Source organism: Serratia myotis (assembly GCF_027474885.1).
GTDB lineage: Bacteria > Pseudomonadota > Gammaproteobacteria > Enterobacterales > Enterobacteriaceae > Serratia > Serratia proteamaculans.
In genome coordinates, this window is record NZ_CP099707.1 from 4,265,289 (window position 1) to 4,289,277 (window position 23,989).

The 23,989-nt window shown below is 52.8% G+C and carries 25 protein-coding genes and 1 other RNA gene; 17 read left to right on the forward strand and 9 right to left on the reverse strand.

Going from position 1 to position 23,989, the window contains the following annotated elements; all coding sequences use genetic code 11:
- Positions 1–120 precede the first annotated feature (120 nt).
- Positions 121–1,722 carry an L-aspartate oxidase gene (gene nadB / locus NHG65_RS20080; RefSeq protein ID WP_170925066.1) on the forward strand — a complete coding sequence of 534 codons (1,602 nt, stop codon included), beginning with the start codon at positions 121–123 and terminating at the stop codon, positions 1,720–1,722.
- A 39-nt stretch (positions 1,723–1,761) separates the two neighbouring features.
- On the opposite strand, the gene trmN is transcribed toward nadB, so the two are convergent.
- The gene (gene trmN, locus NHG65_RS20085; RefSeq protein WP_099062710.1) at positions 1,762–2,544 is read right to left on the reverse strand and encodes a tRNA(1)(Val) (adenine(37)-N(6))-methyltransferase TrmN; all 783 of its coding nucleotides are present in this window, start codon (positions 2,542–2,544) and stop codon (positions 1,762–1,764) included.
- Positions 2,545–2,643: 99 nt separating this feature from the next.
- Here trmN and srmB point away from each other — a divergent pair, with 99 nt between their 5' ends.
- Complete coding sequence (srmB, locus tag NHG65_RS20090) at positions 2,644–3,969, forward strand: ATP-dependent RNA helicase SrmB (RefSeq protein ID WP_099062711.1); 1,326 nt, start codon at positions 2,644–2,646, stop codon at positions 3,967–3,969.
- A gap of 59 nt (positions 3,970–4,028) precedes the next feature.
- On the opposite strand, the gene NHG65_RS20095 is transcribed toward srmB, so the two are convergent.
- The 3 genes from NHG65_RS20095 to grcA all read right to left on the reverse strand — a co-directional run bounded on the left by NHG65_RS20095 (position 4,029) and on the right by grcA (position 6,309).
- Complete coding sequence (locus NHG65_RS20095; RefSeq protein WP_207979557.1) at positions 4,029–4,784, reverse strand: ankyrin repeat domain-containing protein; 756 nt, start codon at positions 4,782–4,784, stop codon at positions 4,029–4,031.
- Complete coding sequence (locus NHG65_RS20100; protein WP_099062713.1) at positions 4,777–5,739, reverse strand: Tle-like phospholipase domain-containing protein; 963 nt, start codon at positions 5,737–5,739, stop codon at positions 4,777–4,779. Before NHG65_RS20100 ends, NHG65_RS20095 begins: the two co-directional genes overlap by 8 nt.
- Positions 5,740–5,925: 186 nt before the next feature.
- Positions 5,926–6,309: an autonomous glycyl radical cofactor GrcA gene (gene grcA / locus NHG65_RS20105; RefSeq protein WP_085118371.1), complete on the reverse strand. Its 384-nt coding sequence runs from the start codon at positions 6,307–6,309 to the stop codon at positions 5,926–5,928.
- Positions 6,310–6,654: 345 nt separating this feature from the next.
- Between grcA and ung the strand changes: the two genes are divergently transcribed.
- Positions 6,655–7,338, forward strand: coding sequence for a uracil-DNA glycosylase (ung, locus tag NHG65_RS20110; protein ID WP_112348575.1), 684 nt, complete (start codon positions 6,655–6,657; stop codon positions 7,336–7,338).
- A gap of 101 nt (positions 7,339–7,439) precedes the next feature.
- Positions 7,440–8,692, forward strand: a protein-coding gene (locus NHG65_RS20115; protein ID WP_499182589.1) for an IS3 family transposase whose coding sequence is annotated in 2 segments (ribosomal slippage) — positions 7,440–7,788 and positions 7,788–8,692 — 1,254 coding nt in all. Because the reading frame shifts where the segments join, the coding sequence is not laid out codon by codon here.
- A 12-nt stretch (positions 8,693–8,704) separates the two neighbouring features.
- Here the strand turns inward: NHG65_RS20115 and grpE are convergent.
- A complete protein-coding gene (gene grpE / locus NHG65_RS20120; RefSeq protein WP_261417018.1) occupies positions 8,705–9,277 on the reverse strand; it encodes a nucleotide exchange factor GrpE in 573 nt (190 codons plus the stop codon).
- Between the two features lie 124 nt (positions 9,278–9,401).
- On the opposite strand from grpE, the gene nadK reads away from it, so the two are divergent.
- The 3 genes from nadK (at position 9,402) to bamE (ending at position 12,480) form a co-directional block, all read left to right on the forward strand.
- Complete coding sequence (gene nadK / locus NHG65_RS20125) at positions 9,402–10,280, forward strand: NAD(+) kinase (protein ID WP_085118374.1); 879 nt, start codon at positions 9,402–9,404, stop codon at positions 10,278–10,280.
- 86 nt (positions 10,281–10,366) lie between these two features.
- Positions 10,367–12,028: a DNA repair protein RecN gene (gene recN, locus NHG65_RS20130; protein WP_499182590.1), complete on the forward strand. Its 1,662-nt coding sequence runs from the start codon at positions 10,367–10,369 to the stop codon at positions 12,026–12,028.
- A 113-nt stretch (positions 12,029–12,141) separates the two neighbouring features.
- Positions 12,142–12,480 (forward strand): outer membrane protein assembly factor BamE, encoded by a 339-nt coding sequence (bamE, locus tag NHG65_RS20135; RefSeq protein ID WP_012146393.1) that lies wholly within the window; start codon positions 12,142–12,144, stop codon positions 12,478–12,480.
- A 114-nt stretch (positions 12,481–12,594) separates the two neighbouring features.
- Here the strand turns inward: bamE and NHG65_RS20140 are convergent, their stop codons facing one another.
- Complete coding sequence (locus NHG65_RS20140; RefSeq protein WP_099062716.1) at positions 12,595–12,879, reverse strand: RnfH family protein; 285 nt, start codon at positions 12,877–12,879, stop codon at positions 12,595–12,597.
- A complete protein-coding gene (locus tag NHG65_RS20145; RefSeq protein WP_020828273.1) occupies positions 12,872–13,306 on the reverse strand; it encodes a type II toxin-antitoxin system RatA family toxin in 435 nt (144 codons plus the stop codon). The genes NHG65_RS20140 and NHG65_RS20145 overlap by 8 nt, the downstream gene beginning before the upstream one ends.
- Positions 13,307–13,467: 161 nt before the next feature.
- On the opposite strand from NHG65_RS20145, the gene smpB reads away from it, so the two are divergent.
- The 4 genes from smpB to NHG65_RS20165 all read left to right on the forward strand — a co-directional run bounded on the left by smpB (position 13,468) and on the right by NHG65_RS20165 (position 17,649).
- On the forward strand, positions 13,468–13,950 hold the full coding sequence (smpB, locus tag NHG65_RS20150; protein WP_085118380.1) for an SsrA-binding protein SmpB: 483 nt from the start codon (positions 13,468–13,470) through the stop codon (positions 13,948–13,950).
- Positions 13,951–13,999: 49 nt separating this feature from the next.
- Positions 14,000–14,380: a transfer-messenger RNA gene (gene ssrA, locus NHG65_RS20155) on the forward strand.
- 192 nt (positions 14,381–14,572) lie between these two features.
- Positions 14,573–15,766: an integrase domain-containing protein gene (locus NHG65_RS20160; RefSeq protein WP_499183499.1), complete on the forward strand. Its 1,194-nt coding sequence runs from the start codon at positions 14,573–14,575 to the stop codon at positions 15,764–15,766.
- Between the two features lie 242 nt (positions 15,767–16,008).
- Positions 16,009–17,649, forward strand: coding sequence for a P-loop ATPase, Sll1717 family (locus NHG65_RS20165; protein ID WP_499182591.1), 1,641 nt, complete (start codon positions 16,009–16,011; stop codon positions 17,647–17,649).
- Positions 17,650–18,305: 656 nt separating this feature from the next.
- Here the strand turns inward: NHG65_RS20165 and NHG65_RS20170 are convergent.
- Positions 18,306–18,560 (reverse strand): ogr/Delta-like zinc finger family protein, encoded by a 255-nt coding sequence (locus tag NHG65_RS20170; RefSeq protein WP_499182592.1) that lies wholly within the window; start codon positions 18,558–18,560, stop codon positions 18,306–18,308.
- On the reverse strand, positions 18,557–19,294 hold the full coding sequence (sid, locus tag NHG65_RS20175; protein ID WP_499182593.1) for a capsid size-determining scaffold Sid: 738 nt from the start codon (positions 19,292–19,294) through the stop codon (positions 18,557–18,559). The genes NHG65_RS20170 and sid overlap by 4 nt, the downstream gene beginning before the upstream one ends.
- A 545-nt stretch (positions 19,295–19,839) precedes the next feature.
- On the opposite strand from sid, the gene NHG65_RS20180 reads away from it, so the two are divergent.
- Genes NHG65_RS20180 through NHG65_RS20205 form a run of 6 tightly spaced genes read left to right on the forward strand, consistent with a single transcriptional unit; the run spans position 19,840 to position 23,834 of the window.
- Positions 19,840–20,100 carry a helix-turn-helix transcriptional regulator gene (locus NHG65_RS20180; RefSeq protein WP_261092931.1) on the forward strand — a complete coding sequence of 87 codons (261 nt, stop codon included), beginning with the start codon at positions 19,840–19,842 and terminating at the stop codon, positions 20,098–20,100.
- Positions 20,097–20,342 carry a hypothetical protein gene (locus NHG65_RS20185; protein WP_499182594.1) on the forward strand — a complete coding sequence of 82 codons (246 nt, stop codon included), beginning with the start codon at positions 20,097–20,099 and terminating at the stop codon, positions 20,340–20,342. The genes NHG65_RS20180 and NHG65_RS20185 overlap by 4 nt, the downstream gene beginning before the upstream one ends.
- A 5-nt stretch (positions 20,343–20,347) precedes the next feature.
- Positions 20,348–20,893: a host cell division inhibitor Icd-like protein gene (locus NHG65_RS20190; RefSeq protein ID WP_499182595.1), complete on the forward strand. Its 546-nt coding sequence runs from the start codon at positions 20,348–20,350 to the stop codon at positions 20,891–20,893.
- Complete coding sequence (locus NHG65_RS20195; protein WP_499182596.1) at positions 20,890–21,153, forward strand: hypothetical protein; 264 nt, start codon at positions 20,890–20,892, stop codon at positions 21,151–21,153. The genes NHG65_RS20190 and NHG65_RS20195 overlap by 4 nt, the downstream gene beginning before the upstream one ends.
- A complete protein-coding gene (locus tag NHG65_RS20200) occupies positions 21,150–21,488 on the forward strand; it encodes a DUF5375 family protein (protein ID WP_197821431.1) in 339 nt (112 codons plus the stop codon). The genes NHG65_RS20195 and NHG65_RS20200 overlap by 4 nt, the downstream gene beginning before the upstream one ends.
- A 12-nt stretch (positions 21,489–21,500) precedes the next feature.
- On the forward strand, positions 21,501–23,834 hold the full coding sequence (locus NHG65_RS20205; RefSeq protein ID WP_499182597.1) for a primase-helicase zinc-binding domain-containing protein: 2,334 nt from the start codon (positions 21,501–21,503) through the stop codon (positions 23,832–23,834).
- The last annotated feature ends 155 nt before the right edge of the window (positions 23,835–23,989 follow it).

Consider the following 23,989-nt stretch of genomic DNA (forward strand, 5'->3'; position numbering starts at 1 on the left):
TACAGAACACGAAGTTCCGTATTGCCATTGTTTTTTATGTTGATGTCACCCATCCGTGGCTTTTGCCCGGACAATTAGGCTAACATGAAATTCACTCTTCTTCTGCACACATCATACGCTATGCAACCATCATCTGAACATGTTAGCGATGTACTGATCGTCGGCAGCGGTGCTGCCGGCCTGTCACTGGCGTTGCGCCTGGCGCAGCATTGCAAGGTTACCGTACTCAGCAAGGGGCCACTCAACGAAGGCGCCACCTTTTATGCCCAAGGCGGGATCGCCGCGGTTTTCGATGAAACGGACAGCATTGCCTCACACGTTGATGACACTTTGATTGCCGGAGCCGGCCTGTGCGACAAAGACGCCGTTGAGTTTATCGCCGGCAATGCTCGCCACTGCGTGCAGTGGTTGATCGATCAGGGGGTCTTGTTCGACACCGAGGTCAACGCTCAGGGCGAGGCACATTACCACCTGACGCGGGAAGGCGGGCACAGCCATCGCCGTATCCTGCATGCGGCCGATGCTACTGGCAAAGAAGTAGAGACCACCCTGGTTGGGAAAGCAAGCAACCACCCGAATATTTGCGTGATGGAACGCCGTAATGCGGTCGATCTGATCACCTCAAACAAAATTGGCCTGCCGGGCACCCGTCGCGTGGTCGGCGCCTATGTCTGGAACCGCGAACGGGAGCAGGTAGAAACTTACCGCGCCAAAACGGTCGTGCTGGCGACCGGTGGTGCGGCCAAGGTGTATCAATACACCACCAACCCGGATATCTCTTCCGGAGACGGCATCGCCATGGCCTGGCGCGCCGGTTGCCGGGTCGCCAACCTTGAATTCAACCAGTTCCACCCGACCTGCCTGTTCCACCCGCAGGCACGTAACTTCCTGCTGACCGAAGCGTTACGCGGTGAAGGGGCTTATCTGAAGCGCCCGGACGGCAGCCGCTTTATGCCCGATTTTGACCCACGCGGCGAACTGGCACCGCGAGACGTCGTGGCACGCGCCATCGACCATGAAATGAAGCGTCTGGGTGCGGACTGCATGTATCTGGACATCAGCCATAAGCCAGCCGAATTCATTACCCAGCATTTCCCGATGATCCATGAAAAACTGCTGACGCTGGGCTTTGACCTGACAAGCCAGCCGATCCCTATCGTCCCCGCAGCGCACTATACCTGTGGCGGCGTGATGGTCGATCAGCACGGTCGCACCGATCTCGACGGGCTATACGCCATTGGCGAGGTTAGCTACACCGGCCTGCACGGGGCCAACCGCATGGCGTCAAACTCACTGCTGGAATGCCTGGTTTATGGCTGGTCGGCGGCAGAAGACATCATGACGCGTCTGCCGTTTATCAAGCTGGCCAAACAGCTACCGCAGTGGGATGAAAGCCGGGTGGACGACGCCGATGAACGAGTGGTGATCCAGCACAACTGGCATGAGCTACGGCTGTTCATGTGGGACTACGTGGGGATCGTGCGTACCACCAAACGGCTGGAGCGCGCACTACGCCGCATCAATACGTTGCAGGCAGAAATTGACGAGTACTACGCCAACTTCCGCATCTCCAACAACCTGTTGGAACTGCGTAATTTGGTGCAGGTGGCAGAATTAATCGTCCGCAGCGCCATGGAGCGTAAAGAAAGCCGCGGGTTGCACTACACGCTGGACTACCCGGATTTGCTGCCGGAAGCGCTACCGACCATCCTGCAACCATAATGATACCGTCAGGGCACCCATAAAGGTGCCCTGTTCATTTCAGTAGAACAGGTAAAAATCGGTAATCAGACGGCGGAAATCATCGGTGTAACTGCCATCGTCCAACTTGATAGCCAGCTTCTGTTCGGTTTCTTGTTCGGCGGGCTGACGCGTCAGGGCCAATAATATCCGATGCATTGGCGTATCCGCGCGATCGCTGACATTCAGCCGCTGCGCAGTATGCCAGCCACGTAGCTGTGCATTGCTTTCGAAAGCGCCACCAATGTCATGGGGCAGCACTACGCAAAATGTCCCCTTTGGTGCGATCAACTGCTCCGCACTGGCCAACAGAGCATCGTGGGTCAGGGTTTCGGTATAGCGTGCGTTGTGGCGCGCCTGGTCACGGCAGGCAACCGCCGGCTCGAAATACGGCGGGTTACTGACGATCAAATCATATTCACCGGCATGATGCTGGGCAAAATGATGAATGTCCTGTGCGTGGACCTGAATGCGCTGCGGCCAGGGGGATTCCTGCACGTTGTCACGTGCCTGTGCGGCAGCGGCCTCGTCCAGTTCCACCGCGTCGATCAGCACGTTCTCGGCCGACCGCTGCGCCAGCATCAGCGCGATCAATCCGCTGCCGCTGCCGATATCCAGCATTCGTTGCGCCTGCGCCAAGGGTGCCCATGCGCCGAGCAACACGCCGTCGGTGCCCACTTTCATTGCACAGCGGTCGTGGGCAACAAAAAATTGTTTGAAGGTAAAACCGCCGCGACGCGGAGTAAAATTCGCTTTCGATTGAGTGCTCACAATAACCACCTGAATACAAAACTCGCGTAGCATAAGGCAATCTGATTTTTGGGAAAAGACATGCTTTCCGCTTAAATAGGTGAAGAACGCGGCCAACCCGTCTATAATCGGCGCCCCAAGTAGAGGTAGACCATGACAGTAACCAATTTTTCCGAGCTCGAACTCGATGAACGCCTGATAAACGCCCTGCGCGATAAAGGCTACGAACGCCCAACCGCCATTCAAGCCGAGGCGATCCCGCCTGCGATGGATGGGCGCGACGTATTGGGTTCGGCGCCGACCGGCACCGGCAAGACCGCTGCATTTTTGCTGCCGGTATTGCAACATCTGCTCGACTTCCCACGCAAGAAGTCCGGCCCACCGCGCGTACTGATCCTGACCCCGACACGCGAGCTGGCGATGCAGGTAGCCGATCAGGCACGTGAACTGGCTGCTCATACTTCGCTGGATATCGCTACCATCACCGGTGGCGTCGCTTATATGAACCACGCAGAAGTCTTCAGCGAAAACCAGGACGTGGTCGTTGCCACTACCGGTCGTCTGCTGCAGTACATTAAAGAAGAAAACTTCGACTGCCGCGCGGTAGAAACGCTGATCCTCGATGAAGCCGACCGTATGCTCGATATGGGCTTCGCGCAGGACATCGAAACGATTTCTGCCGAGACCCGCTGGCGTAACCAGACCCTGCTGTTCTCCGCGACGCTGGAAGGCGATGCCATCCGCGAATTCGCCGAACGCATTCTGAAAGAGCCGGTAGAAGTCGAAGCTGACCCGTCACGCCGCGAGCGCAAAAAGATCCTGCAGTGGTACTACCGTGCAGACGACGTAGTGCACAAAACCGCCCTGTTGGTGCATTTGCTGCAGCAACCGGACGTGCAGAAATCCGTGATCTTCGTGCGTAAGCGTGAGCGCGTGCATGAACTGGCAGCCTGGCTGCGCGAGGCGGGCATCAACACCTGTTACCTCGAAGGTGAAATGGTGCAGGCCAAGCGTAACGAAGCGGTAAAACGCATGATGGACGGCCGGGTCAACGTGCTGGTCGCTACCGACGTTGCCGCTCGTGGTCTGGATATCCTGGATATCACCCACGTGTTCAACTTCGACATGCCGCGCACTGCGGATACCTACCTGCACCGCATCGGCCGTACCGGTCGTGCCGGACGCAAAGGCACCGCCATCTCGCTGGTTGAGGCACACGACCACCTGCTGTTGGGCAAAGTGGGCCGTTACCTGAACGAGCCGCTGAAAGCGCGGGTGATCGAAGAGCTGCGTCCATCAACCAAAGTGCCAAGCGAAAAAAGCAACGGCAAACCTTCCAAGAAGGTGATAGCCAAGCGCGCTGTCGACAAAGAAAAGAACAAAGAAAAAGCCAAGGTGAAAGTGCGCCATCGCGATGCGAAAAACGTCGGCAAACGCCGCCAGCCAAAGGCCAAGCCTGAGGGCAATGGCGCGAAATAATGCTGCCGTAGTGAATAAAAACCGCCTCCATTGACCTGAAGGCGGTTTTTTTATGCCCGTTACGGCTGCACGTAATGCGTCGCCTGCTGATGGGCTTTCAGCCAGGCATTCAGTTGACGGTAACGATCGCGCATTTCTTCACTTTGCAACGACGTCGGGGTCTGTGAGAAATAGAACTGGAAGGTCACTCCCTGCTGGTTGCGGGCTTTGGCATCGGCCCCGGCCTGCAATAGCATCAACGCCAATTGCGGTGCATTGATTTTTGCCGCTACGTGCAAAGGTGTATCCCCCAGCCGATCGCTCAGCGTAACATCCGCCCCAGAGACCAACAGCAGCCGCAGTTGCTCCTCTCGCCCCGCCAACACCGCAGCCGCCAGCGGCGTGGCACCGGTCACCGCATTACGCGGGTTAACCGCTACACCCTGCTCCAGCAACAGCCGCAAATACTGCGGATCCTGCACCGCCGCGGCGGTATGCAGTGCGCTGTTGCCATCCAGCCCCGGCGTGGCGGCATCGGCCCCCAGCTCTAGCAGTGAGCCCAGACTTGACGGTTGCTGCGACAGTATCGCCCATTGCAGCAAAGTGACCTGACGGTCGCCCTGCTCGCGCAGTCGCCCTTGGGTGGCATGTTCGGCAATACTCTGCACATCACCGCGCGCCACCGCCTGAGCCAGCGCCGCATTGCCGTGTCCGTTGAACGGAGAGATATCCTGATTCATCTGTTGTTCCTTAGCCATCATCAGCAAACCGGCGATCGCCGTCAGCAACAGCATGGCGATAATTAACGCCTGCCGTACTCGTCGCCTGTCAGGCATTGGCTTTCGCCTCCCAGGGCTTTTGCTCCGCCATCGAACCGATCACCTTATCGATACCGTGCGCGGTCAGGCTGCGATCCACATGTTTGCTTGGCCGCCAGTCGTCAATGCCGCTCAGAGTGTCGTTATTGGCCAACGTGATTTTATGCCCGATAGCGTCCGGGATCAGCGAAGTGGATTCCTGCGTGCCGGTCAGCATGTCGTATTGCTCGCTGTAACGGCGGATGCCTCCGGCTTGCGCATCCTGTTTCGCCGCTGCCGGATCGATCCCCATACGGTTCAGCGTGTAATCGGACACGCCCGCAGCGTTAAAGGTGACCGCCACCGTGCCGGTCGCCAGCGCCGCCGTTGCCGCCAGGCCACCCCCTAACGAATGCCCGGCAATCACCAACGCATCACCAAACGCCGCCTTGGCGCTTTTGGCAACCGCGACCGCCTGATTGTACTGCACATCATCATAACCGGTTGCCTGCCGCACATTGCTCAACCAGTCGCGCATATCATTGGTACCCGCGAAGGCCAATACATATTGCTGATTATCGCTGTAAATGCCGGCCTGAAAACCCGATGCCGAGTCATGCAGGCTGGCGGGATCAATGCCTGCGCCGAGCAAGGCGCTGTCGCTCAACCGGCTAAATCCGTCAACACCCTGGCCGGTGATGCTGTAAACGTCTTTAGCCAATAACGCCAGGGTATAGTCCCCTTGCTGGGACTGTTGCCCACGCGTCACGCCCTGATTAGCAGCCACCGGTGCAGCGGCCGACATATCGCTCACCAGCGTATTCAGCAGGTGCTGCGCATTCAGGCTGTTAGTGGAAAGCGTGGACGCCGGTGCCTTGGTCGGTGGGGTTTCTGTGAGCTGAGGTGAACTCGGTGGTTCGGGCAACGCGCGCGCCACTGGGGGCTGGATGGCCGCGGAACTCACCGCAGAGGTAAAACTCAAAGACATACTCATGCCGACTCCTTGTCGATAGACTTATCTATGCCGCACCCCAATGGGTGCTGCTTTAGCTATCGGCAGGTCGGAGCAGTTCTGTAATTCGGGCGATTATCTTTGCGAGGAATGTGATCCGGGTTCAGTTTCTGGCGAGTACAGCAATAAAAAAGGGAGCCGAAGCTCCCTTATTAACCACGCGGGTAATTACAGGCTTTCTGTAAAGGTACGTGTAATCACGTCACGTTGTTGTTCTGGCGTCAGCGAGTTGAAACGCACCGCATAGCCGGACACACGAATGGTCAATTGCGGGTATTTTTCTGGGTGCTTAACCGCATCTTCCAGCGTCTCACGACGCAGTACGTTCACGTTCAGGTGCTGCCCACCTTCCACGCGCACGGTAGATTGCATTTCCAGCGGCACTTCACGGTACTCGATCTGGCCCAGATCGCTGACCGGTACGACCTGGTCTTCTGTGTATTTGGCTTTAGCGCAAACGCAGCGGGCTTCGGATGTTTCATCATCCAGCAGCCAGAAAGAGTTCAGTAGCGCCTGGTCGTTCGCTTTAGTGATTTGAATACCAGTAATCATTTTGTTGCCTCCGTACAAGGGCGAAAAATTCTACTTCGAGAAAAAACCAATCCTGGTTTCGGCCATTTGGTAAAACCATTGTTGTCTTGTTGTTCTGTATACCAGTCTGGCCGGGGCAATTCTTTGATTAAAGTCAATTTTCACGGGGTACCCACACGGCGACAAGGGGCAAGTTTATGTTTTATGTCAATTTTCCCCACAAAGCACTTCGCAATTATTTTTGTAAATTATCAACAATTTTTGCATCTGTCGCGATAACGCCAGGATAAAAGCGGGTTTCACTGTGTGGAGCTAAACGGTAAGCTATGCCCAGTGAATTGTTAACGAAAACAAAGGAGAGCGTTTATGTCCACCTCCCTCACCTGGCATGATGTCATCGGCAAGGAGAAAGAGCAGCCCTATTTTCATGAAACGCTTGCCTTTGTTGCCGCTGAACGCCAAGCTGGTAAGACCATTTACCCACCACAAAAAGACGTGTTCAACGCCTTTCGTTATACCGAACTGGCAGACGTGAAAGTGGTGATCCTCGGTCAGGATCCCTATCACGGCCCGAATCAGGCTCACGGTCTGTCTTTCTCGGTGCTCCCTGGCGTGCCTGCGCCCCCTTCGCTGGTGAATATGTATAAAGAGCTGGCAACGGATATCCCGGGTTTTGAGCGCCCCAGCCACGGCTGCCTGCAAAGCTGGGCAGAACAGGGCGTGCTGCTGCTGAACACGGTGTTGACCGTTGAAGGCGGCCAGGCGCACTCTCATGCCAAGCTGGGCTGGGAGACCTTTACCGACAAGGTGATCGCCGCATTGAATGAAAATCGCGAAGGTGTGGTGTTCCTGCTGTGGGGCGCGCATGCCCAGAAGAAAGGCAACTTTATCGACAGCAACCGTCACCACGTGTTGAAAGCGCCGCACCCTTCGCCGCTTTCCGCCCACCGTGGTTTCCTCGGCTGCCGTCACTTCTCGCAGGCCAACCAGCTGTTGGAACAACAGGGGCTAAAGCCTATCGACTGGTTGCCGCAACTGCCGCAGGCCTGATTCAGACGCAAAAAAGGCACCCGGAGGTGCCTTTTCTTTACTTAATGACCCGTCCTGAATAGCGTTGACACGTTTTCGCCTTAAATCCGGAGAACGTGATAATGGCTGAGTTTAAACGCACACAACGTGACTATCCTTTGTCTTTTAAAATTGCTGTTGTTGAGCAGGTTGAAAAAGGCGAAATGACCTACAAACAGGCTCAACTGCGCTATGGTATTCAGGGACGTTCGACCGTTCTGACCTGGTTGCGAAAGCATGGCCACCTTAACTGGGCTCCGGGTCTTCCCCATCTCGCCAACCGGGAGCTCCCCATGAATCAACCTGTCCTCCCTTTAACACCTGAACAAAGGATCAGGGAACTTGAAGAACAGCTTGAGCTGGTCACCCAGAAAGCTGAGTTCCTGGATGCCGTCGTTAACGTGCTGAAAAATGACTATGGGATCAGCGTCATAAAAAAGCGGCCAGGCAAGTCCTCACGCAAAAACAGACCAAAAAAATAACCATTACCCGGGTCTGCCTGTTCCTGGGGCACAGCCGACAGGCCTGGTATCAACACAATACACGGCTCAGTAAGCTGCGGAGTCGTGACGTCCGGATCGTCGATTTTGTTAAAACAATAAGAGTTCGTCAGGCGCGTATCGGAACCCGTAAGTTGCATTATCTGCTGAATAAACAATCAGATGATGGATTACATATCGGACGTGACCGGTTGTTCTCCCTGCTAAAGGAACGCAGGCTATTGGTTCCTGTCAGACGGGCGTACCATAAAACAACGGACAGTCATCACCGTTTTCGGCGACATCCCAATTTATTAAAGGCGGGGCCGGAACAGGTGGTGGTAAGGCGGCCAGAACAGGTCTGGGTGGCGGATATTACTTATCTGCCAACCCGGAGTGGCATGGTCTACCTGAGCCTGATAACGGATGTCTGCTCAAGGAGAATTATGGGTCATCATGTGCACAGTGATCTGCGTACTGATAATGTCGTGCAGGCTCTAAAACAGGCCTTAAAGCTGAGAAAAACGACCCAGCCGCTAATCCATCACTCAGACCGTGGAATACAATATTGTTCAGCAAGTTACCAGGCAGTCCATGAAAGATACGGGCTAATCTGCTCAATGACAGATGGCTATGACTGCTATCAGAACGCATTGGCGGAAAGGGTGAACGGAATACTGAAGACGGAGTTTTTGCTGTCACGCCCGGCAGATCTGGAACAGGCAAGAAAGATGGTGAAAGAATCGATAGATATTTACAACAGAGAGCGCCCTCAGCAGTCGCTGAAATACAAAACGCCCGATGCAGTGCATCAGGCGTTTTACAGGCATCAAAGTGTCAACCTATGCCAGGACTAGTCATAATTTCGCTTAAGCCTTGGCTTTGGAAACCGCAACCATCGCCGGGCGCAGCAGACGACCATTCAGCGTATAGCCTTTCTGCATCACCATCATTACGTGATTTGGCTGGTGCTCGGCAGATTCCATCAGGCTCATCGCCTGGTGCACTTCCGGGTTGAACGGCACGTTAGTGTCGCCAACGATTTCGATACCGTACTTACGCACGACGTCCTGCAGGGACTTCAGCGTCAGTTCGATACCTTCGATCATCGCCGTCAGTTCCGGATTGTTTTTATCCGCCAGATCCAACGCACGCTCCAGGTTATCAAGCACCGGCAGCAGGTCACCGGAGAATTTCTCCAGAGCAAATTTGTGCGCTTTTTCAATATCCAGCTCGGTGCGGCGACGGACGTTTTCCATTTCCGCTTTGGCACGCAGCAGGCTGTCGCGTTCATGCTGCTGGGCTTCGGCCAGTTGAGCTTCCAGCTCAGCAATGCGCTCATCCCGCAGATCGACGCCCTCAGCCGCTTCCGGCAAGACTTCCTGCTGTTCCATTTCTTCCGAGACTTGCTCGTTTGGCGTCTTCTGTTCTTTACTACTCATGAATATCTCCGCGTTTTAGCATTAATCTCGCAACTTGGCTTATTATGGGGATCAAAACCGGGGTTTCAAGTCAACCGGTCACAATGTGGGGCATAAACTGGTCCCGGTGAGGAAAATCACAACAATGAATAAAAAATTCGCCTGTATTGGCATTGTTGGCCACCCGCGTCACCCTTCGGCGCTGGCAACGCATGAGATGTTATTTCACTGGTTGGTCGCCCGAGGCTATTCAGTGATGGTTGAACGGCAGATAGCCAAGGATTTGGGGCTGCAAGACGCCGTGACCGGTAGCCTGGCAGAGATTGGCCAAAAGGCCGACCTGGCCGTGGTGGTCGGCGGCGACGGTAATATGCTGGGCGCTGCACGCGTGCTGGCACGCTACGACATTAAAGTGATCGGTGTTAACCGCGGTAATCTCGGCTTCCTGACCGATCTTGATCCTGACAACGCATTGCAGCAATTGGCCGACGTGCTGGAAGGCGAATACATCGATGAACAGCGCTTCCTGCTGGAAACCATCGTACACAAAGAGAACCAGCAGTGCCGCATCAGCACCGCGATCAACGAAGTGGTGTTGCACCCCGGTAAAGTGGCGCACATGATTGAGTTCGAAGTGTATATCGACGATCGTTTCGCCTTCTCGCAACGCTCTGACGGCCTGATCATCGCCACCCCGACCGGTTCGACCGCCTACTCACTCTCTGCCGGTGGGCCGATCCTGACGCCTTCGCTGGAGGCCATCGCGCTGGTGCCGATGTTCCCGCACACCCTTTCGGCTCGCCCATTGGTGATCAACGGCAACAGCACCATTCGGCTGAAGTTTTCGCAAATTGGCAGCGATCTGGAAATCAGCTGCGACAGCCAAATCGCGTTGCCGATCCAGGAAGGTGAAGAGGTATTGATACGCCGTAGTGATTTCCATTTGAATCTTATTCATCCAAAGGACTACAGCTATTTCAACACGTTAAGCACCAAGCTGGGCTGGTCAAAAAAATTATTCTAAAAACTGCGCCAGCCTCTTTACTGTATATAAAACCAGTCTATACTGTATGAAACTACAGTTATGTGTTTATACACAGGAAGGTTCCCATGCTGGCGCAATTGACCATCAGCAATTTTGCTATCGTTCGTGAGTTGGAAATTGATTTTCAACCGGGTATGACGGCGATTACCGGTGAAACCGGCGCCGGCAAATCGATCGCCATCGACGCGCTGGGGCTGTGCCTCGGTAATCGCGCCGACGGTAATGTCGTTCGATTGGGAGCCGCCCGTGCCGATATCTGCGCCCGCTTCTCACTAGCGGACACTCCGTCTGCAAGACAGTGGCTCGAGCAAAACCAGTTGGACGACAGCAATGAGTGCCTGCTGCGCCGGGTGATCAACGCCGACGGCCGCTCACGTGGCTTTATCAACGGTACCGCCGTACCGCTTTCGCAACTGCGCGAACTCGGCCAGCGCCTGATTCAAATCCACGGCCAGCATGCCCACCAGTTACTGCTCAAGCCTGAGCACCAAAAACAACTGCTCGACGCCTACGCCGACGAACCGGCCCTGCTGGTGCAAATGCAGCAGGCTTACCAGCGCTGGCATCAAAGCTGTCGTGAACTGGCTCACCATCAGCAACAGTCCATCGAGCGTGACGCACGCAAACAGCTGCTGCAATACCAATTGAAAGAGCTGAACGAGTTTGCGCCGCAGGCCGGTGAGTTTGAACAAATCGATACCGAATTCAAACGCCTGGCCAACAGCGGCCAGTTGCTGACTATCAGCCAGCAAACCCTGCAATTATTGGCTGATAGCGAAGAAAACAATATGCTGAGCCAGCTCTACACCGCCAAACACCTGCTGGTTGAGCTGGTCAGTATGGATGAAAAGCTCAGTGGCCTGCTGGATATGCTGGAAGAGGCGTCAATCCAAATCAGTGAGGCCAGCGATGAACTGCGCCACTATGCCGATCGCATGGATTTGGATCCAAACCGCCTGCAAGAACTGGAACAGCGCCTGTCGCGCCAAATTAACCTGGCGCGTAAACACCACGTCGCGCCAGAGGAACTGCCACAGTTGCACCAGCAAATGCTGGATGAACAACAACTGTTATCACAGCAAGAAAACGACCACGAACACCTGGCCGAGGCGGTCACGCTGCATCATCAGCAAGCGCTGTTGCTGGCAGAGCAACTTCATCAGAAGCGCCAGCATTATGCCGCCGAACTGACTACGTTGATTACCGACAGCATGCAGGCGCTTTCCATGCCACACGGCAAATTCAATATCGATGTTTGCTTCGAGCCGCAATATTTGAGTGCTGAAGGCGCGACCCGTACCGAGTTCTGCGTTTCCACCAACCCGGGCCAACCGCTGCAGGCCTTGGCGAAAGTAGCCTCTGGCGGCGAACTGTCGCGCATCGCGCTGGCAATCCAGGTGATTACCGCCCGCAAGATGGAAACACCGGCGCTGATTTTCGACGAAGTGGACGTAGGTATCAGCGGCCCAACCGCCGCCATCGTCGGCCGCCTGCTGCGCCAGTTGGGGGAATCAACCCAGGTGATGTGCGTTACTCACTTGCCGCAGGTGGCAGGTTGTGGGCATCAGCATCTGTTTGTCAGCAAACAGACCGACGGCACCGAAACCGAAACACAGATGTCACCCCTGGATAAACGTGCCCGTTTGCAAGAATTGGCGCGCCTTCTCGGCGGCAGTGAAGTCACCCGAAACACCCTGGCAAACGCAAAAGAACTGCTTGCTGCATAGAAAAGCTCAACTTTTTTACTTTCCTGAGGTCATATTGGGGCCCTGTAAAGGTTTCCAACTGCTGCAAGGTCTATTATCATCGGCATCCTATGCCCTAAAGGAATGTGATTACTATGCGCTGTAAAACGCTGACTGCCGCCGCTGTGGTTCTTGTGATGCTGACTGCAGGCTGTTCTACTTTTGAGAAGGTGGTTTACCGGCCTGACATCAACCAAGGGAACTACCTGACGTCAACCGACGTAGCTAAAATCCAAAAAGGTATGACCCAGCAACAGGTCGCTTATACATTGGGAACCCCAATGTTGCAGGACCCGTTCGGTACTCAGACGTGGTTCTATGTGTTCCGCCAGCAACCTGGTCATGAAAATATCACCCAGCAAACCCTGACGCTGACCTTTAACAGCGCGGGTGTATTGACCGATATTCAGAACAAGCCAGCGCTGACCAAGTAATCTGCGCAGGAACTATCGTCCGGCCCGTGAGGGACGCGTCAAGTTCTTCATGACAGTACCAGGCTGCAACTCGGAAGATAAAATTCTGATAAAAAACAAGGCGCATTCAGCGCCTTATTTTTTTGCCTTCTCTGCCCGTTGACGGCGCAGCTCTTTGGGGTCGGCAATCAAGGGGCGATAAATTTCCACCCGGTCGCCATCATTGAGCACATCACCCAACTTGGCCGGTCGGCTATAGATACCCACCTTGTTACTTTGCAGATCAATGTCACCACGCAGCTCCAGCAGCCCGGAGGCGACAATCGCCTGCTCAACGCTGCTGCCCTCGGCCAACGTGACGTTGCGCAGATACTGACGTTCCGGCAAGGCGTAAACCACCTCGACCCGTATCTCAGACACTGTAAACCTCTTTCGCCCGCTGGGTGAATGCCTGCACCATGTTACCCGCCAGCTCTTTAAACACCTTGCCGAACGCCAACTCGATCAGTTTGTTGGTAAATTCGAAATCCAGGTGCAACTCAACCTTGCAGGCTTCCGGACTGAGCGGCGTGAAGTGCCAGCCCCCCATCAGCTTGCGGAACGGACCGTCAACCAGTTGCATATTGATGCTCTGGTTATCCAGCAGCGTGTTGCGCGTGGTAAAAGTTTTACTGATACCGGCTTTGGCAACATCCACCGCGGCGGTCATTTCATTGTTGGACGCGTTAATCACCCGGCTACCGGTGCAACCTGGCAGAAAATCGGGATAAGAATGAACATCGTTAACCAACTGATACATCTGCTCGGCGCTGAATGGCACTAACGCAGATCGACTGATCTGGGGCATATCATTTCCTGTGAGACACAAAACATACAAATCATACCATTTATCTATCGGCAAACAAAAAATCTGCTATGCAACACAGAGGCCAAAAATGCGAAAAATTGCGCAGGTGCTGAGCGGGAAAGGATTTCTTTCGCTGACGCATCCAGTATAATGAACACACTATGACAAAGAAAAAAGCACACAAACCCGGCTCTGCCACCATTGCGCAAAACAAGCGTGCGCGTTTCGAATACGCCATTGAGGAAGAATTCGAAGCGGGCCTGTCTCTGCAAGGGTGGGAAGTCAAATCGCTGCGTGCCGGCAAAGCCAACATCAGTGACAGCTACGTGACTTTTCGCGATGGTGAAGCCTACCTGTTTGGCGCCACTGTCTCACCGCTCAACGTAGCTTCTACTCATGTGGTCTGCGATCCGACACGTACCCGTAAACTCCTGCTGAAAAAGCGTGAGCTGGACTCACTGCTCGGCCGTGTAAACCGTGACGGTTACACCGTGGTTGCCTTGTCCATGTATTGGAAAAATGCCTGGGCCAAGATCAAAATCGGCGTAGCCAAAGGTAAGAAAGAACACGATAAGCGCGATGACATCAAAGATCGTGAATGGCAGACGGCGAAATCCCGTATCATGAAGCACGCCAACCGATAAGCCTCTGGCTTAACGGGATAAACTTCTGTTATACTGCGCGACGTAACTTGGGGCTGATTCTGGATTCGACGGGATTGTGAGGCCTTAGGAGCATGCCGAGGGGCGGTTTGCCTCGTAAAAAGCCGCAAAAAAAATAATTGCAAACGACTCGCAATTCGAATCTGCTGCTTTAGCAGCTTAATCAGCCTAAGAAACTGAAGATTCCCTCTCTCCCTAGCCTCCGCTCTTAGGACGGGGATCAAGAGAGGTCAAACCCAAAAGAGATCGCGTGGATGTCCTGCCTGGGGCTGAAGCGTTAAACCCAATCAGGCTAGTTTGTTAGTGGCGTGTCCATCCGCAGCTGACCGGCGAATGTGAAGATTGGACTAAGCATGTAGTGCCGACGGTGTAGTAATTCCGGACGGGGGTTCAAATCCCCCCAGCTCCACCAAATGATGATCCGGGTATTACCAGATAAGTCCGGAGAAGTACGGAAAGCCCGCATACCACCTAGGTTTGCGGGCTTTTTTGTGTCTGTAGTAGTCCGAGTATATCCAGCTAAATCCGGGATTTATTGGTATACGTTTAGGTATACGTTAAAATGTATGCCATAAACGTATACCAATTATGGAAGAATCCTTACATGGCGCGGACTACACGCCCCCTCACACATACCGAAGTACAAAAAGCCAAAGCAATCGAGAAAGACCTCACCCTGCATGATGGTGACGGCCTATTCCTATTAGTCAAAACCACCGGCAAGAAACTGTGGCGTTTCCGCTACCTCCGCCCCGGCACCAGTTCACGGACTATGGTTAGCCTCGGTGCCTACCCTGCCCTGTCACTTGCCGACGCCCGGCAAATACGTGCCGAAAAGCTCGCGATACTGGCAAGAGGCATTGACCCACAGGCCAAAGAAGCAGAAGAGGCGGAACAAAAGCAGGTAGCCCAAGAAAGCATTTTCCTGAATGTGGCAAAGCAATGGTTCGCGTTGAAGCAGGCCAGCGTTAGCGCGAAGCATGCGGAGGACATCTGGCGTTCTCTTGAAAAAGACATACTGCCATCTATCGAAAATGTCCCTGTTCAAGACATCAAAGCGCGTTTGCTAATCCAGGTGCTGGAACCTATCAAGGCCCGTGGTGCATTAGAAACCGTTCGTAGATTAGTTCAACGCATCAACGAAATCATGATCTACGCAGTTAACACCGGATTGATTGATGCTAACCCGGCCTCTGGTATTGGTAACGCATTCGAACGGCCTAAGAAGCAGCATATGCCGACCATACGGCCCGAAGAACTGCCTAAACTGATGCGTACAATCTCGATGAGCAATCTATCGATACCTACCCGCTGCTTGCTTGAATGGCAGTTGCTGACGCTGATACGCCCTGCTGAAGCTTCTGCAACCGCATGGGCCGAGATCGACATTGAGAAACGTGAATGGCGTATCCCGGCGGAACGGATGAAGGCTAAACGTGATCATATTGTTCCTCTCTCAGAACAAGCCGTAGAGATCCTGGAAATCATGCGCCCTATAAGCGGTAGACGCGAGCACGTATTCCCAAGCCGCAATGACCCGCGTAAGGCCATGAACAGCCAAACAGCGAATGCGGCGTTGAAACGTATAGGTTATGGCGGGAAATTAGTCGCACATGGTTTACGCTCGATAGCGAGTACAGCTATGAATGAAGCTGGATTTAGTGCTGATGTGATTGAAGCGGCGTTAGCCCATAGTGACAAAAACGAGGTACGACGTGCTTATAATCGCTCAACGTACCTTGAACAACGCAAAGAGTTAATGACTTGGTGGGGAGCGGAAGTATACGCAAAAAAATAGGCTTATATGTGTCAATTCAGATCTGAGATGACACCTTTACACTTCAGGGTTATACCTAATCTGACAGGCAGCTCTGTGCCCGAACCGGATGTTACTGACATCACAATATCTTAATTTATAGGAAGCAGATCACAGGTTATAATGTCGGGTTATGTTTTTTTTTAAAACTACTAGATTAGGTTTTTTCTTTGGGGTATAGATGTTAAGTTTAGCTTGCTGTACTTTATTTTTGAGGTAAATATATGGACAAGAACCCAGTTAAAATCAAAAGAAATTTAAGCATAGGTGATTTAGATGCTGAGACTGATAACGAATTTTTAGATACATGCTTTATCGATAAAGGGTATTTGGAAGATTTATTAGATGTTAAAAGTCCACGTTCTATTATAGTAGGTAGAACAGGGGCTGGTAAGAGCGCTCTTCTGTATAAAGTAAGTTCATCTATAGATAACTATAAAAAAATTGATCCTAATGATATTTCTGTTAAGTTTCTTGAGCATTCTGACATAATTCAATTTATGGATAAACTTGGGGTTAATCTTGATTTGTTCTACAAAATGCTTTGGCGTCATATTCTAATAATTGAATTAGTTAGACTTCGATATAAAATTAGAAATGAAGAGGATAATGAAAGTTTTTTTAGAGGGTTAGTGGATAGGTTCAAACGAGATGAGGTTAAACAAAAAGCAATTAATTATTTTAGAGATTGGGGAGATAAATTCTGGTTAGATACTGACGAGCAATTAAAGCAAATAACAAGAAAGCTTGAGGATGAGACCAAGGCTAATTTAGGTGTTAAATATTCGGGTATTGACGTTTCACTAAGTGGAGCAAGCAAGCTCAGCGACGAACAAAAAACTGAAATAACACAGAGGGCAAGCCAAGTCGTCAGTGGTTTACAGATAAAACAATTAAATGAAATGTTAGATATGCTGGCAGAATATTCATTTAAAGATCCTCAAAAACACTACTATCTCTTAATCGATCAACTTGATGAAGATTGGGCAGATACCAATACAAGATGTAAATTCATTAGGGCATTAATCGAAGAAGTAAAGGGATTTCGAAAAATAAGTCACGTAAAAATATTGGTTGCGCTTAGGAAAGATTTGATAGACTTGGTTTTTGATAAAACACGCGGCGCAGGGTTTCAAGAAGAAAAGTACGAATCTTATATTTTACAAATCCAATGGTCCTCATCAGAGTTGATTGATTTAGTTGAAAAAAGAGTTAGGGAAACTTTTAGGAGAGTTTACACAAAAGATCAAGTGACTATCTCTGATATATTTCCTGAGGCGCGAAAGGTAGCCCATGGTAAAACGCCAATGGAATATATATTAGAGCGTACACTCCTAAGGCCTAGAGATATTCTTCAGTTTGTAAATGAAACATTTAAAGTAGGTGTAGATAAAGACAAAATAACATGGACATTGATTCATGAAGCAGAAACGGCTTATTCCGAAAAAAGATTAAGGTCTTTGAAGGAAGAATGGGGTGAAACATATCCATCTTTTGAAGATACAATTGAAATTTTGAGGGGTAGGAAGTCCACATTCAATTTTAGTGATTTTAAAAACTCTCAATTTGAATCGGTAATTACTAAGTTATCCACCAAGAAAACTGCAGATCCTTGTGTCGTTATAGCAAAGGAGTACTTTGAAGTTACTGGCTCGACGGAAAATGAAATTATTAGCACTGTTTTATCATGTCTTTATAAGGTTGGTGCAATTGGTATTAAACTTGAAACCAATAATACTTTCATTTGGTCCTATAGGAATAAAAGTGCTGTGTCAAGTGGAGAGGCAGAGCGCACAAGTCAGCTTAAAATACACAAGATGCTACATAAAACATTAGATATTAAATTTCATGAAGGAAATATTTAATGTGACTATATTGATGCGTGATAATGATAATAATTATTGCGCACCTGACTTATCCCCCAATGATTGACATATATAATTGTTATTAGTGAGTTTGTTGTAACTTGGCAGATCATATAGATTAAGATACTTGTACGTCCATTTTTCGCTCAAAGCTGTCAGTGAGCGGTACCGGGGTCGTCCAGTGCAAGAAGCAGATGTTGCTAACATCATGCGATGTTAATCAATGAGTAGCAGCCCCCAATGTGCATGAGCGTCTCTGCCATCTTCCATTCACAAATCAGAAAAAGTTCACTAGAGGCCTGTTAGTGAGCGATAACTCCATTACTCACCTAGCTTAAATAAACATACCTAAACGGCTCAGAGACACGCTGACGCTTTAAATGAAAAGTGGCTCAAACCTCGCGCGCGCGCAATACTCCCTCGCCTACGCGCTGTGACTTTATCATGCACATTTCATGCATGACACAGAGGCTCTGTAAGCCCTTGTAGCGCGGGGTTTTGGCTGTTTTGAGGGCTAGGGGATTAATGCAAAATCATGCACCCTATGCATGCACGCTCGATTTAAGGCAGGCTAGCCAGAAAAAAAGGCTGTTTTCGGGCTTGGGGATGGGTAAAAGCCCCGCAGCAAAATCAACATTGCAACGGGGCTTGCTCAATCAGTGAAGTGTTTGATTTTGGCTATAACGACGGTAACGATTTAATGTCCTTTTTTCCGGCGGCGGTAAATCATCGCCGGTTACCGTTCCCGCTTGAATGGGCTGACATAAAATCTTATCGACGCTTTCTACCGTTTTAAAGGTGCAGGAGCACACGATATTTTGGCACTGGTAATAAGCCTCTTTCGTCTGTTCCGTGACATAACGGCTGGTACGGGTATAAGACGAATGAGTACACAGTGGGCAACGCATCATGATTTTGCCCCTTTCAGTTGTAACCTCTGGCGTTTTTCTGCCAGTTCTCTTACCACCTGTGTTCGGTAGGCTGGGCTATTTTGCAGTTTTTCCGATACGCCTGGCGCGTCTGGTGGTATCAACCCGATTTCATCCAGCACAGGGGATAACACCGGTTGCTTTGCTGTATTTAGCATCATATGCGTTGTTATGAGGAGACTGACTACACTCATCAAACGTTTTTCAATCACCTCCATTGGGAAACGCCGATATACACCATAGGCCTGCTTTGCCACTGCGCAAGCTTTGATAACATCATCATTGATAACGGCAGCTTGAATGGCCTCTACAGCCTTATCCATTGCGTGGTCACCAAATGCCAGCATGGCAGACCGGTGCGCATCTTTTAATGTCGGAGCGGTGCCGCCGCAATTGAGGTGGAGCTGTATTTTATCCATCTCCATTTCTTCAATCAGGCCGTCGAATTCCTTCGTCAGCTCCCGCTTGGAGATCCGGTTGTGGTGCTGTGCTTGCAGCTCCGGGGTCATTTCCCCACGCAGTTTGCGGAACAGAGTGCGCCACTGGCCTTCCGCCTCATGACTTTCCACTTCCGTGTCTTTCTTCTGTTGATGGCAGCGGGCAATCCCCGTAATGACGTCCGTGAGCGCCTGATAGTTTTTGTCGTGGGCGGCGCGGGCATCACGCAGGGCTTGCAGCTTGTCGTTGATGTGTTGGGGTAATGCAGTCGTGCTCATGGGGTTATCTCCGGTGTCAGTCAATATGAGGCTATTCTGCTGACTGCCGTACAACATCGCCATTCATCCCGGTTGGACTGTCCGCAGGACAACAGTCCCAAAAATTGACTGTAAAACCACCAACGAAGTTTTAGTTCTTATAAAAACTATTCACTACTGTTCACTTTAATAAAAAAGGTAATTAAATCAGTTAATAAACTAGTGGCTAGTTTATCTAAAACTCATCACACAGTGTTCACTACTGTTCACTCTTCTAAAAAAGACCTTTTCTCTGGCTAGCCATGGTTAGATTTATTTTTGCTGTTCCTGCCTATTTATAAATCGCTTATTGATTGCTGAAAACTATGGACTAAAGGTGAGGAAGTACGAGGAGTGATGGGTTAATGCAACTTAGTGCAATTCGTTGTTTTTACGTACAATTCCCTAGCCCACCACACAACATCCCCTTGTTGCCACCCCGCAAAATATTCTCATAATAGGGCGCTACCAGACGAACCCACACAGCACCGGTGAGATCCCACCGGGTATAAACGAGGTAGCATTCCATGTTTGCAGTTGCCACACAGACCCCTTCCACATTCCCGCCCGTCCCGGTCGATTACACGCCCCGTGAGCGTTTCATTCGCCTGCCGGAAGTCCTGTACACCACCGGGCTGTCACGCTCTACCGTCTACGAGATGATGACCCGCAAGCAGTTCCCGGCCCAAATTTCCCTTGGCGGTAAAACCGTGGCATGGCTCGAATCAGAAATCGAAAACTGGATGGCTGAGCGCATCGCCAACCGTCATCAGGGGGCCGCGGCATGATGCAGTTAACTCTGGGCCGACAGAGCTTTACCCTGAACGACAACGACGCACTGTTTGTCGCAGAAGCCATCCTGTTGCAACGCAAACAGCCGGATATTGCCTTACCGGAACACCGCAGCGATAAACACGGCATGATCCGTCTGGCCAGTAGCCTGGCCGAACCGCGTTTATTCCGCGCCGGGCCGATCCCCTTGACCGATGCGGGAGCCGATACCCGCAATGACTCGCTTACCGACTGTTGATCACTATGCGATCGATTGAACATCCGGGGGCGTCTTACGGCTTGCCCCCACGTCCGGCCCTGCGCTATAGTCCCCCCGCTGTCGCACAATCGACGGCCGGGCGTGGAAACCCGTGTAACTTATTGGCGACACAACACGCGCCATGCGTGTTTTTTTATGTCGTAGCCTTAGTGCGCTCATTTTTTGCACAGTGGTGTTTATGCTACTGTGGCTGTCAAACAATGGTGGCTCAGGCGGGGCTGACTTCGGTCAGGCCGGTTTCCAATAAGGCCGGTATTTCCACCCCCGTCTGGGCTACCACCCATAAGCGTGGAAACTTCGGTGGTAGCAATAACCAATACTTATTGGAGGCTGCCGCCATGGCTACGACCCTCACCCCGACTCACCCTGAATTCTGTTTCCTGTTTGCGGCCATTCGCCGTACTGCCCTGACGGCAACTCCGTGCATGCTGCGCACCGTGGCGGATTCTGAACACAGCGCCCGCCGCCTGCTGGCGCGTGACTACATTCTGTCGTTTGCGGGCCGTCTGCCTGTACAGGGGGTGGCATGAATACGCTGGCCGCCCGTTTCCACAGTGAAACCTATTACCCCATTCCACATGCTGACTTCTTGCGTCTTCAGCACGCGCATTCTACCGGCGTGCTATTCCTCGACATGCTGGACACGCTTGAATCGACCGGCCAGTGTCCGGACGCCACTCAAAAAGCCGCTTTCGCGTCTGTCATTGCGGTACTCACTGACCAGCTCGGGCAGGTCGTAAAAACCTGTGACTCCCACATTATCGCCAGCATGGAGGCTTCCGCCGCATGAACACCCCACAGTCTTGTTTACCCGTTGAAGTCCGTACCGCTGTTTACCGTCGTGCATTGGCCCATGCCTATCTCGATACCTGCGCCTTTTACCGGGTGAACCCCGGCTACACGCTGGATGAGCTGCAAATGGCGATTGCAATGGACATTGAAGGCTACTTTGTCCGCCAGCACGGCGCGGAGGTGGGCATGGACATGGCCTGCACCATGCTCAGTGACATGGTGCAACCGGATATTCTGGTAGCGCCCCCGCGCCTGACAACGCTTGGCCAAAAGATGATGGATGAGCTGTGCTGTGGCCGGATGGCCGTCACCCGCAACACCACCGTGCACTGAGGAGGAAAAACAATGACTGCATTAAGCGTTTCTCACACCTCACGTGCTGCTACCGGTCACTGGCCGGTCTTGCTTCCCGCACTGGGCATTCACATTACTGCAGGGGGCCGGGCACAGCCCTGCCCGGTCTGCGGCGGCAAAGACCGCTTTCGCTTTGATAACCTGCAAGGGCGCGGGACATGGTTTTGTAACCAGTGTGGCGGTGGCGATGGCCTGAATCTGGTCGAAAAAGCACTGGCCGTGACCGCCAAAGAGGCCGCCGTGAAGGTGGCCGGGGTATTGGGTGAGCCGTCGGGCAGTACGTTGCCCAAATACAATCCCCAACAGGAACAGCTGGACAAAGCACAGGCGCGAAATAACGCAGCACAGCAGGCCAGACAACTGCTCGCCAGCGCCCGGCAACAGGCTGGGAATGCCTACCTGACCGACAAAGGTTGGCCGGATAGCGACACTCTGACACTACAGGGGCCGTCACTGCGCGTGGGCGGTATCACTTACCAGCCCGGCGACCTGCTGTTACCCCTGACCGACTGCGCCGGGGAGGTGGTCAACGTCCAGTTAATTAATGCTGCAGGCGACAAACGCACGTTGGCCGGAGGGCAAATAAAACACGCCTGCCATTTTCTGCACGGGCAAGATAATGCCGTTATCTGGCTAACGGAAGGCTACGCTACCGGCCTGACCGTGCATGAACTGACCGGGGAAAGTGTCTGTGTTGCCCTCAGCGCCAATAACCTGCCCGCCATGGCGCAGCAGTTGCGTGCTCACTACCCTGATGCGCTGTTGCTGCTGGCGGCCGACAATGACGAGAACGGCACCGGGCAGGCCCGCGCCGCCGAGGCCGCGCAACTGAGCGGCGGCAAACCAGCGTTACCGTCAGAAACAGGCGACTGGAATGACGTTTATCTGCAACAGGGAAAGCTAGCCGCGCTTGCGCAGTTGGCGGCCTTTAGCCAGCCCAAACAACCCAGCCCGTTTGATACGCTCAGCGATGCCGACCTGAAAGCCCTGAGCGCCAGTGAAAAGGCCGAATTGCTGGCAGAGCACTACCAGCACCTGCTGGCCGTGCCACCGGTCGGTGAAGACCTGTGTCGCTATGAAAACGGCGCATGGCAGGTGTTGCCGTACCGGGTACTCAGCCGGGAGATTGCCGCCCTGTTCCAGAAAATCCGCGCCCCGTTCTCGGCTGCGGGTATCAACAGCATTTTGGACACACTCAGGCTGATGGTGCCGCAAATGGGCACGCCGGCACGGCACCTGATTGGTTTCCGTAACGGGGTATTTGACACCACCACCGGGCAATTCAGCGCACACCAGAAAACGCAATGGCTGCGTACCGTCAACAGCGTGGACTACACGCCGCCCAAGGCCGGGGAGAATCTGGCCGACCATGCCCCGCACTTCTGGCGCTGGCTAACCCGCGCCGCCGGGCATCAGCCCGAAAAGCAGGCGCGTATTCTTGCCGCGTTGTTTATGGTGCTGGCGAACCGTTATGACTGGCAACTGTTCCTTGAGGTCACCGGCCCCGGTGGCAGCGGTAAAAGCGTGATGGCCGCGATAGCCAGCCTGCTGGCGGGGAAAGACAACACCACCTCGGCCACCATCGATACGTTGGAATCCTCACGGGAACGCGCCTCCGTGGTCGGATTCTCGCTGATTATCCTGCCTGACCAAGAGAAATGGAGCGGTGACGGGGCGGGCATCAAAGCGATCACCGGCGGCGATGCGGTGGCTATCGACCCGAAATACCGGGATGCCTACTCCACGCACATTCCGGCGGTGATTCTGGCGGTGAATAACAACCCGATGCAGTTCAGTGACCGCAGCGGCGGTGTCTCCCGCCGCCGGGTGATCCTGCCGTTCCCGGAGGTGATACCGGCCCATGAACGTGACCCGCAGTTGCTGGCAAAAATCACCGGTGAATTGGCGGTGATCGTGCGCCACCTGATGCAGCGTTTTGCCGCGCCCAATGACGCACGCGTATTACTCGAGGCCCAACAGAACTCCGATGAAGCGCTGGAGATTAAACGCAGTGCCGATCCGCTGGTCGATTTTTGCGGCTACCTGCTGGCGGTCAGTGCGCCCGACGGCCTCTATATCGGTAATGCCAACATTACCCCGGCGAACCCACGCAAATATCTGTATCACGCGTACCTCTCTTACATGGAGGCCCGGGGACACAAGTACCCCTTGAATCTGACCGCGTTCGGGCGTGCGGTGCCGCAAACCCTGCGTGAGTACGAAATAGCGCTGTTGAAACGCAAGACCAATCAGGGGATGCAGACCAACCTGATATTAAGCGAAGACTGTGAAGCCGACTGGCTCCCCAAGTGTGAAATGCGCTGAGCAAATAGCGTCACGATCGTTTCTGCCGATCAATACGCGGTTATTGATCTGCCGAACCCATTGGACGCTGTTGCGCGGGGCCGCTTATAGTCGTTCTGTACAAACCGCATACACCCAACACCGGGGAACCCCGTAGCGGTGAGTACTCAGGCCTG

Excerpts from the sequence above, each read along its gene's own strand:
- NHG65_RS20185 (WP_499182594.1), top strand. The coding sequence starts at position 20,097 with ATGATGCAGTTAACTCTGGGCCGACAGAGCTTTACCCTGAACGACAAC.
- recN (WP_499182590.1), top strand. The coding sequence starts at position 10,367 with ATGCTGGCGCAATTGACCATCAGCAATTTTGCTATCGTTCGTGAGTTG.
- NHG65_RS20100 (WP_099062713.1), bottom strand. The coding sequence starts at position 5,739 with ATGAGTATGTCTTTGAGTTTTACCTCTGCGGTGAGTTCCGCGGCCATC.
- smpB (WP_085118380.1), top strand. The coding sequence starts at position 13,468 with ATGACAAAGAAAAAAGCACACAAACCCGGCTCTGCCACCATTGCGCAA.
- NHG65_RS20205 (WP_499182597.1), top strand. The coding sequence starts at position 21,501 with ATGACTGCATTAAGCGTTTCTCACACCTCACGTGCTGCTACCGGTCAC.
- NHG65_RS20200 (WP_197821431.1), top strand. The coding sequence starts at position 21,150 with ATGAACACCCCACAGTCTTGTTTACCCGTTGAAGTCCGTACCGCTGTT.
- nadB (WP_170925066.1), top strand. The coding sequence starts at position 121 with ATGCAACCATCATCTGAACATGTTAGCGATGTACTGATCGTCGGCAGC.
- grcA (WP_085118371.1), bottom strand. The coding sequence starts at position 6,309 with ATGATTACTGGTATTCAAATCACTAAAGCGAACGACCAGGCGCTACTG.
- NHG65_RS20095 (WP_207979557.1), bottom strand. The coding sequence starts at position 4,784 with ATGCCTGACAGGCGACGAGTACGGCAGGCGTTAATTATCGCCATGCTG.
- ung (WP_112348575.1), top strand. The coding sequence starts at position 6,655 with ATGTCCACCTCCCTCACCTGGCATGATGTCATCGGCAAGGAGAAAGAG.
- NHG65_RS20145 (WP_020828273.1), bottom strand. The coding sequence starts at position 13,306 with ATGCCCCAGATCAGTCGATCTGCGTTAGTGCCATTCAGCGCCGAGCAG.
- NHG65_RS20180 (WP_261092931.1), top strand. The coding sequence starts at position 19,840 with ATGTTTGCAGTTGCCACACAGACCCCTTCCACATTCCCGCCCGTCCCG.
- NHG65_RS20165 (WP_499182591.1), top strand. The coding sequence starts at position 16,009 with ATGGACAAGAACCCAGTTAAAATCAAAAGAAATTTAAGCATAGGTGAT.
- NHG65_RS20190 (WP_499182595.1), top strand. The coding sequence starts at position 20,348 with ATGCGATCGATTGAACATCCGGGGGCGTCTTACGGCTTGCCCCCACGT.
- srmB (WP_099062711.1), top strand. The coding sequence starts at position 2,644 with ATGACAGTAACCAATTTTTCCGAGCTCGAACTCGATGAACGCCTGATA.
- nadK (WP_085118374.1), top strand. The coding sequence starts at position 9,402 with ATGAATAAAAAATTCGCCTGTATTGGCATTGTTGGCCACCCGCGTCAC.
- trmN (WP_099062710.1), bottom strand. The coding sequence starts at position 2,544 with ATGCTACGCGAGTTTTGTATTCAGGTGGTTATTGTGAGCACTCAATCG.
- NHG65_RS20195 (WP_499182596.1), top strand. The coding sequence starts at position 20,890 with ATGAATACGCTGGCCGCCCGTTTCCACAGTGAAACCTATTACCCCATT.
- bamE (WP_012146393.1), top strand. The coding sequence starts at position 12,142 with ATGCGCTGTAAAACGCTGACTGCCGCCGCTGTGGTTCTTGTGATGCTG.
- grpE (WP_261417018.1), bottom strand. The coding sequence starts at position 9,277 with ATGAGTAGTAAAGAACAGAAGACGCCAAACGAGCAAGTCTCGGAAGAA.
- NHG65_RS20160 (WP_499183499.1), top strand. The coding sequence starts at position 14,573 with ATGGCGCGGACTACACGCCCCCTCACACATACCGAAGTACAAAAAGCC.
- sid (WP_499182593.1), bottom strand. The coding sequence starts at position 19,294 with ATGAGCACGACTGCATTACCCCAACACATCAACGACAAGCTGCAAGCC.
- NHG65_RS20170 (WP_499182592.1), bottom strand. The coding sequence starts at position 18,560 with ATGATGCGTTGCCCACTGTGTACTCATTCGTCTTATACCCGTACCAGC.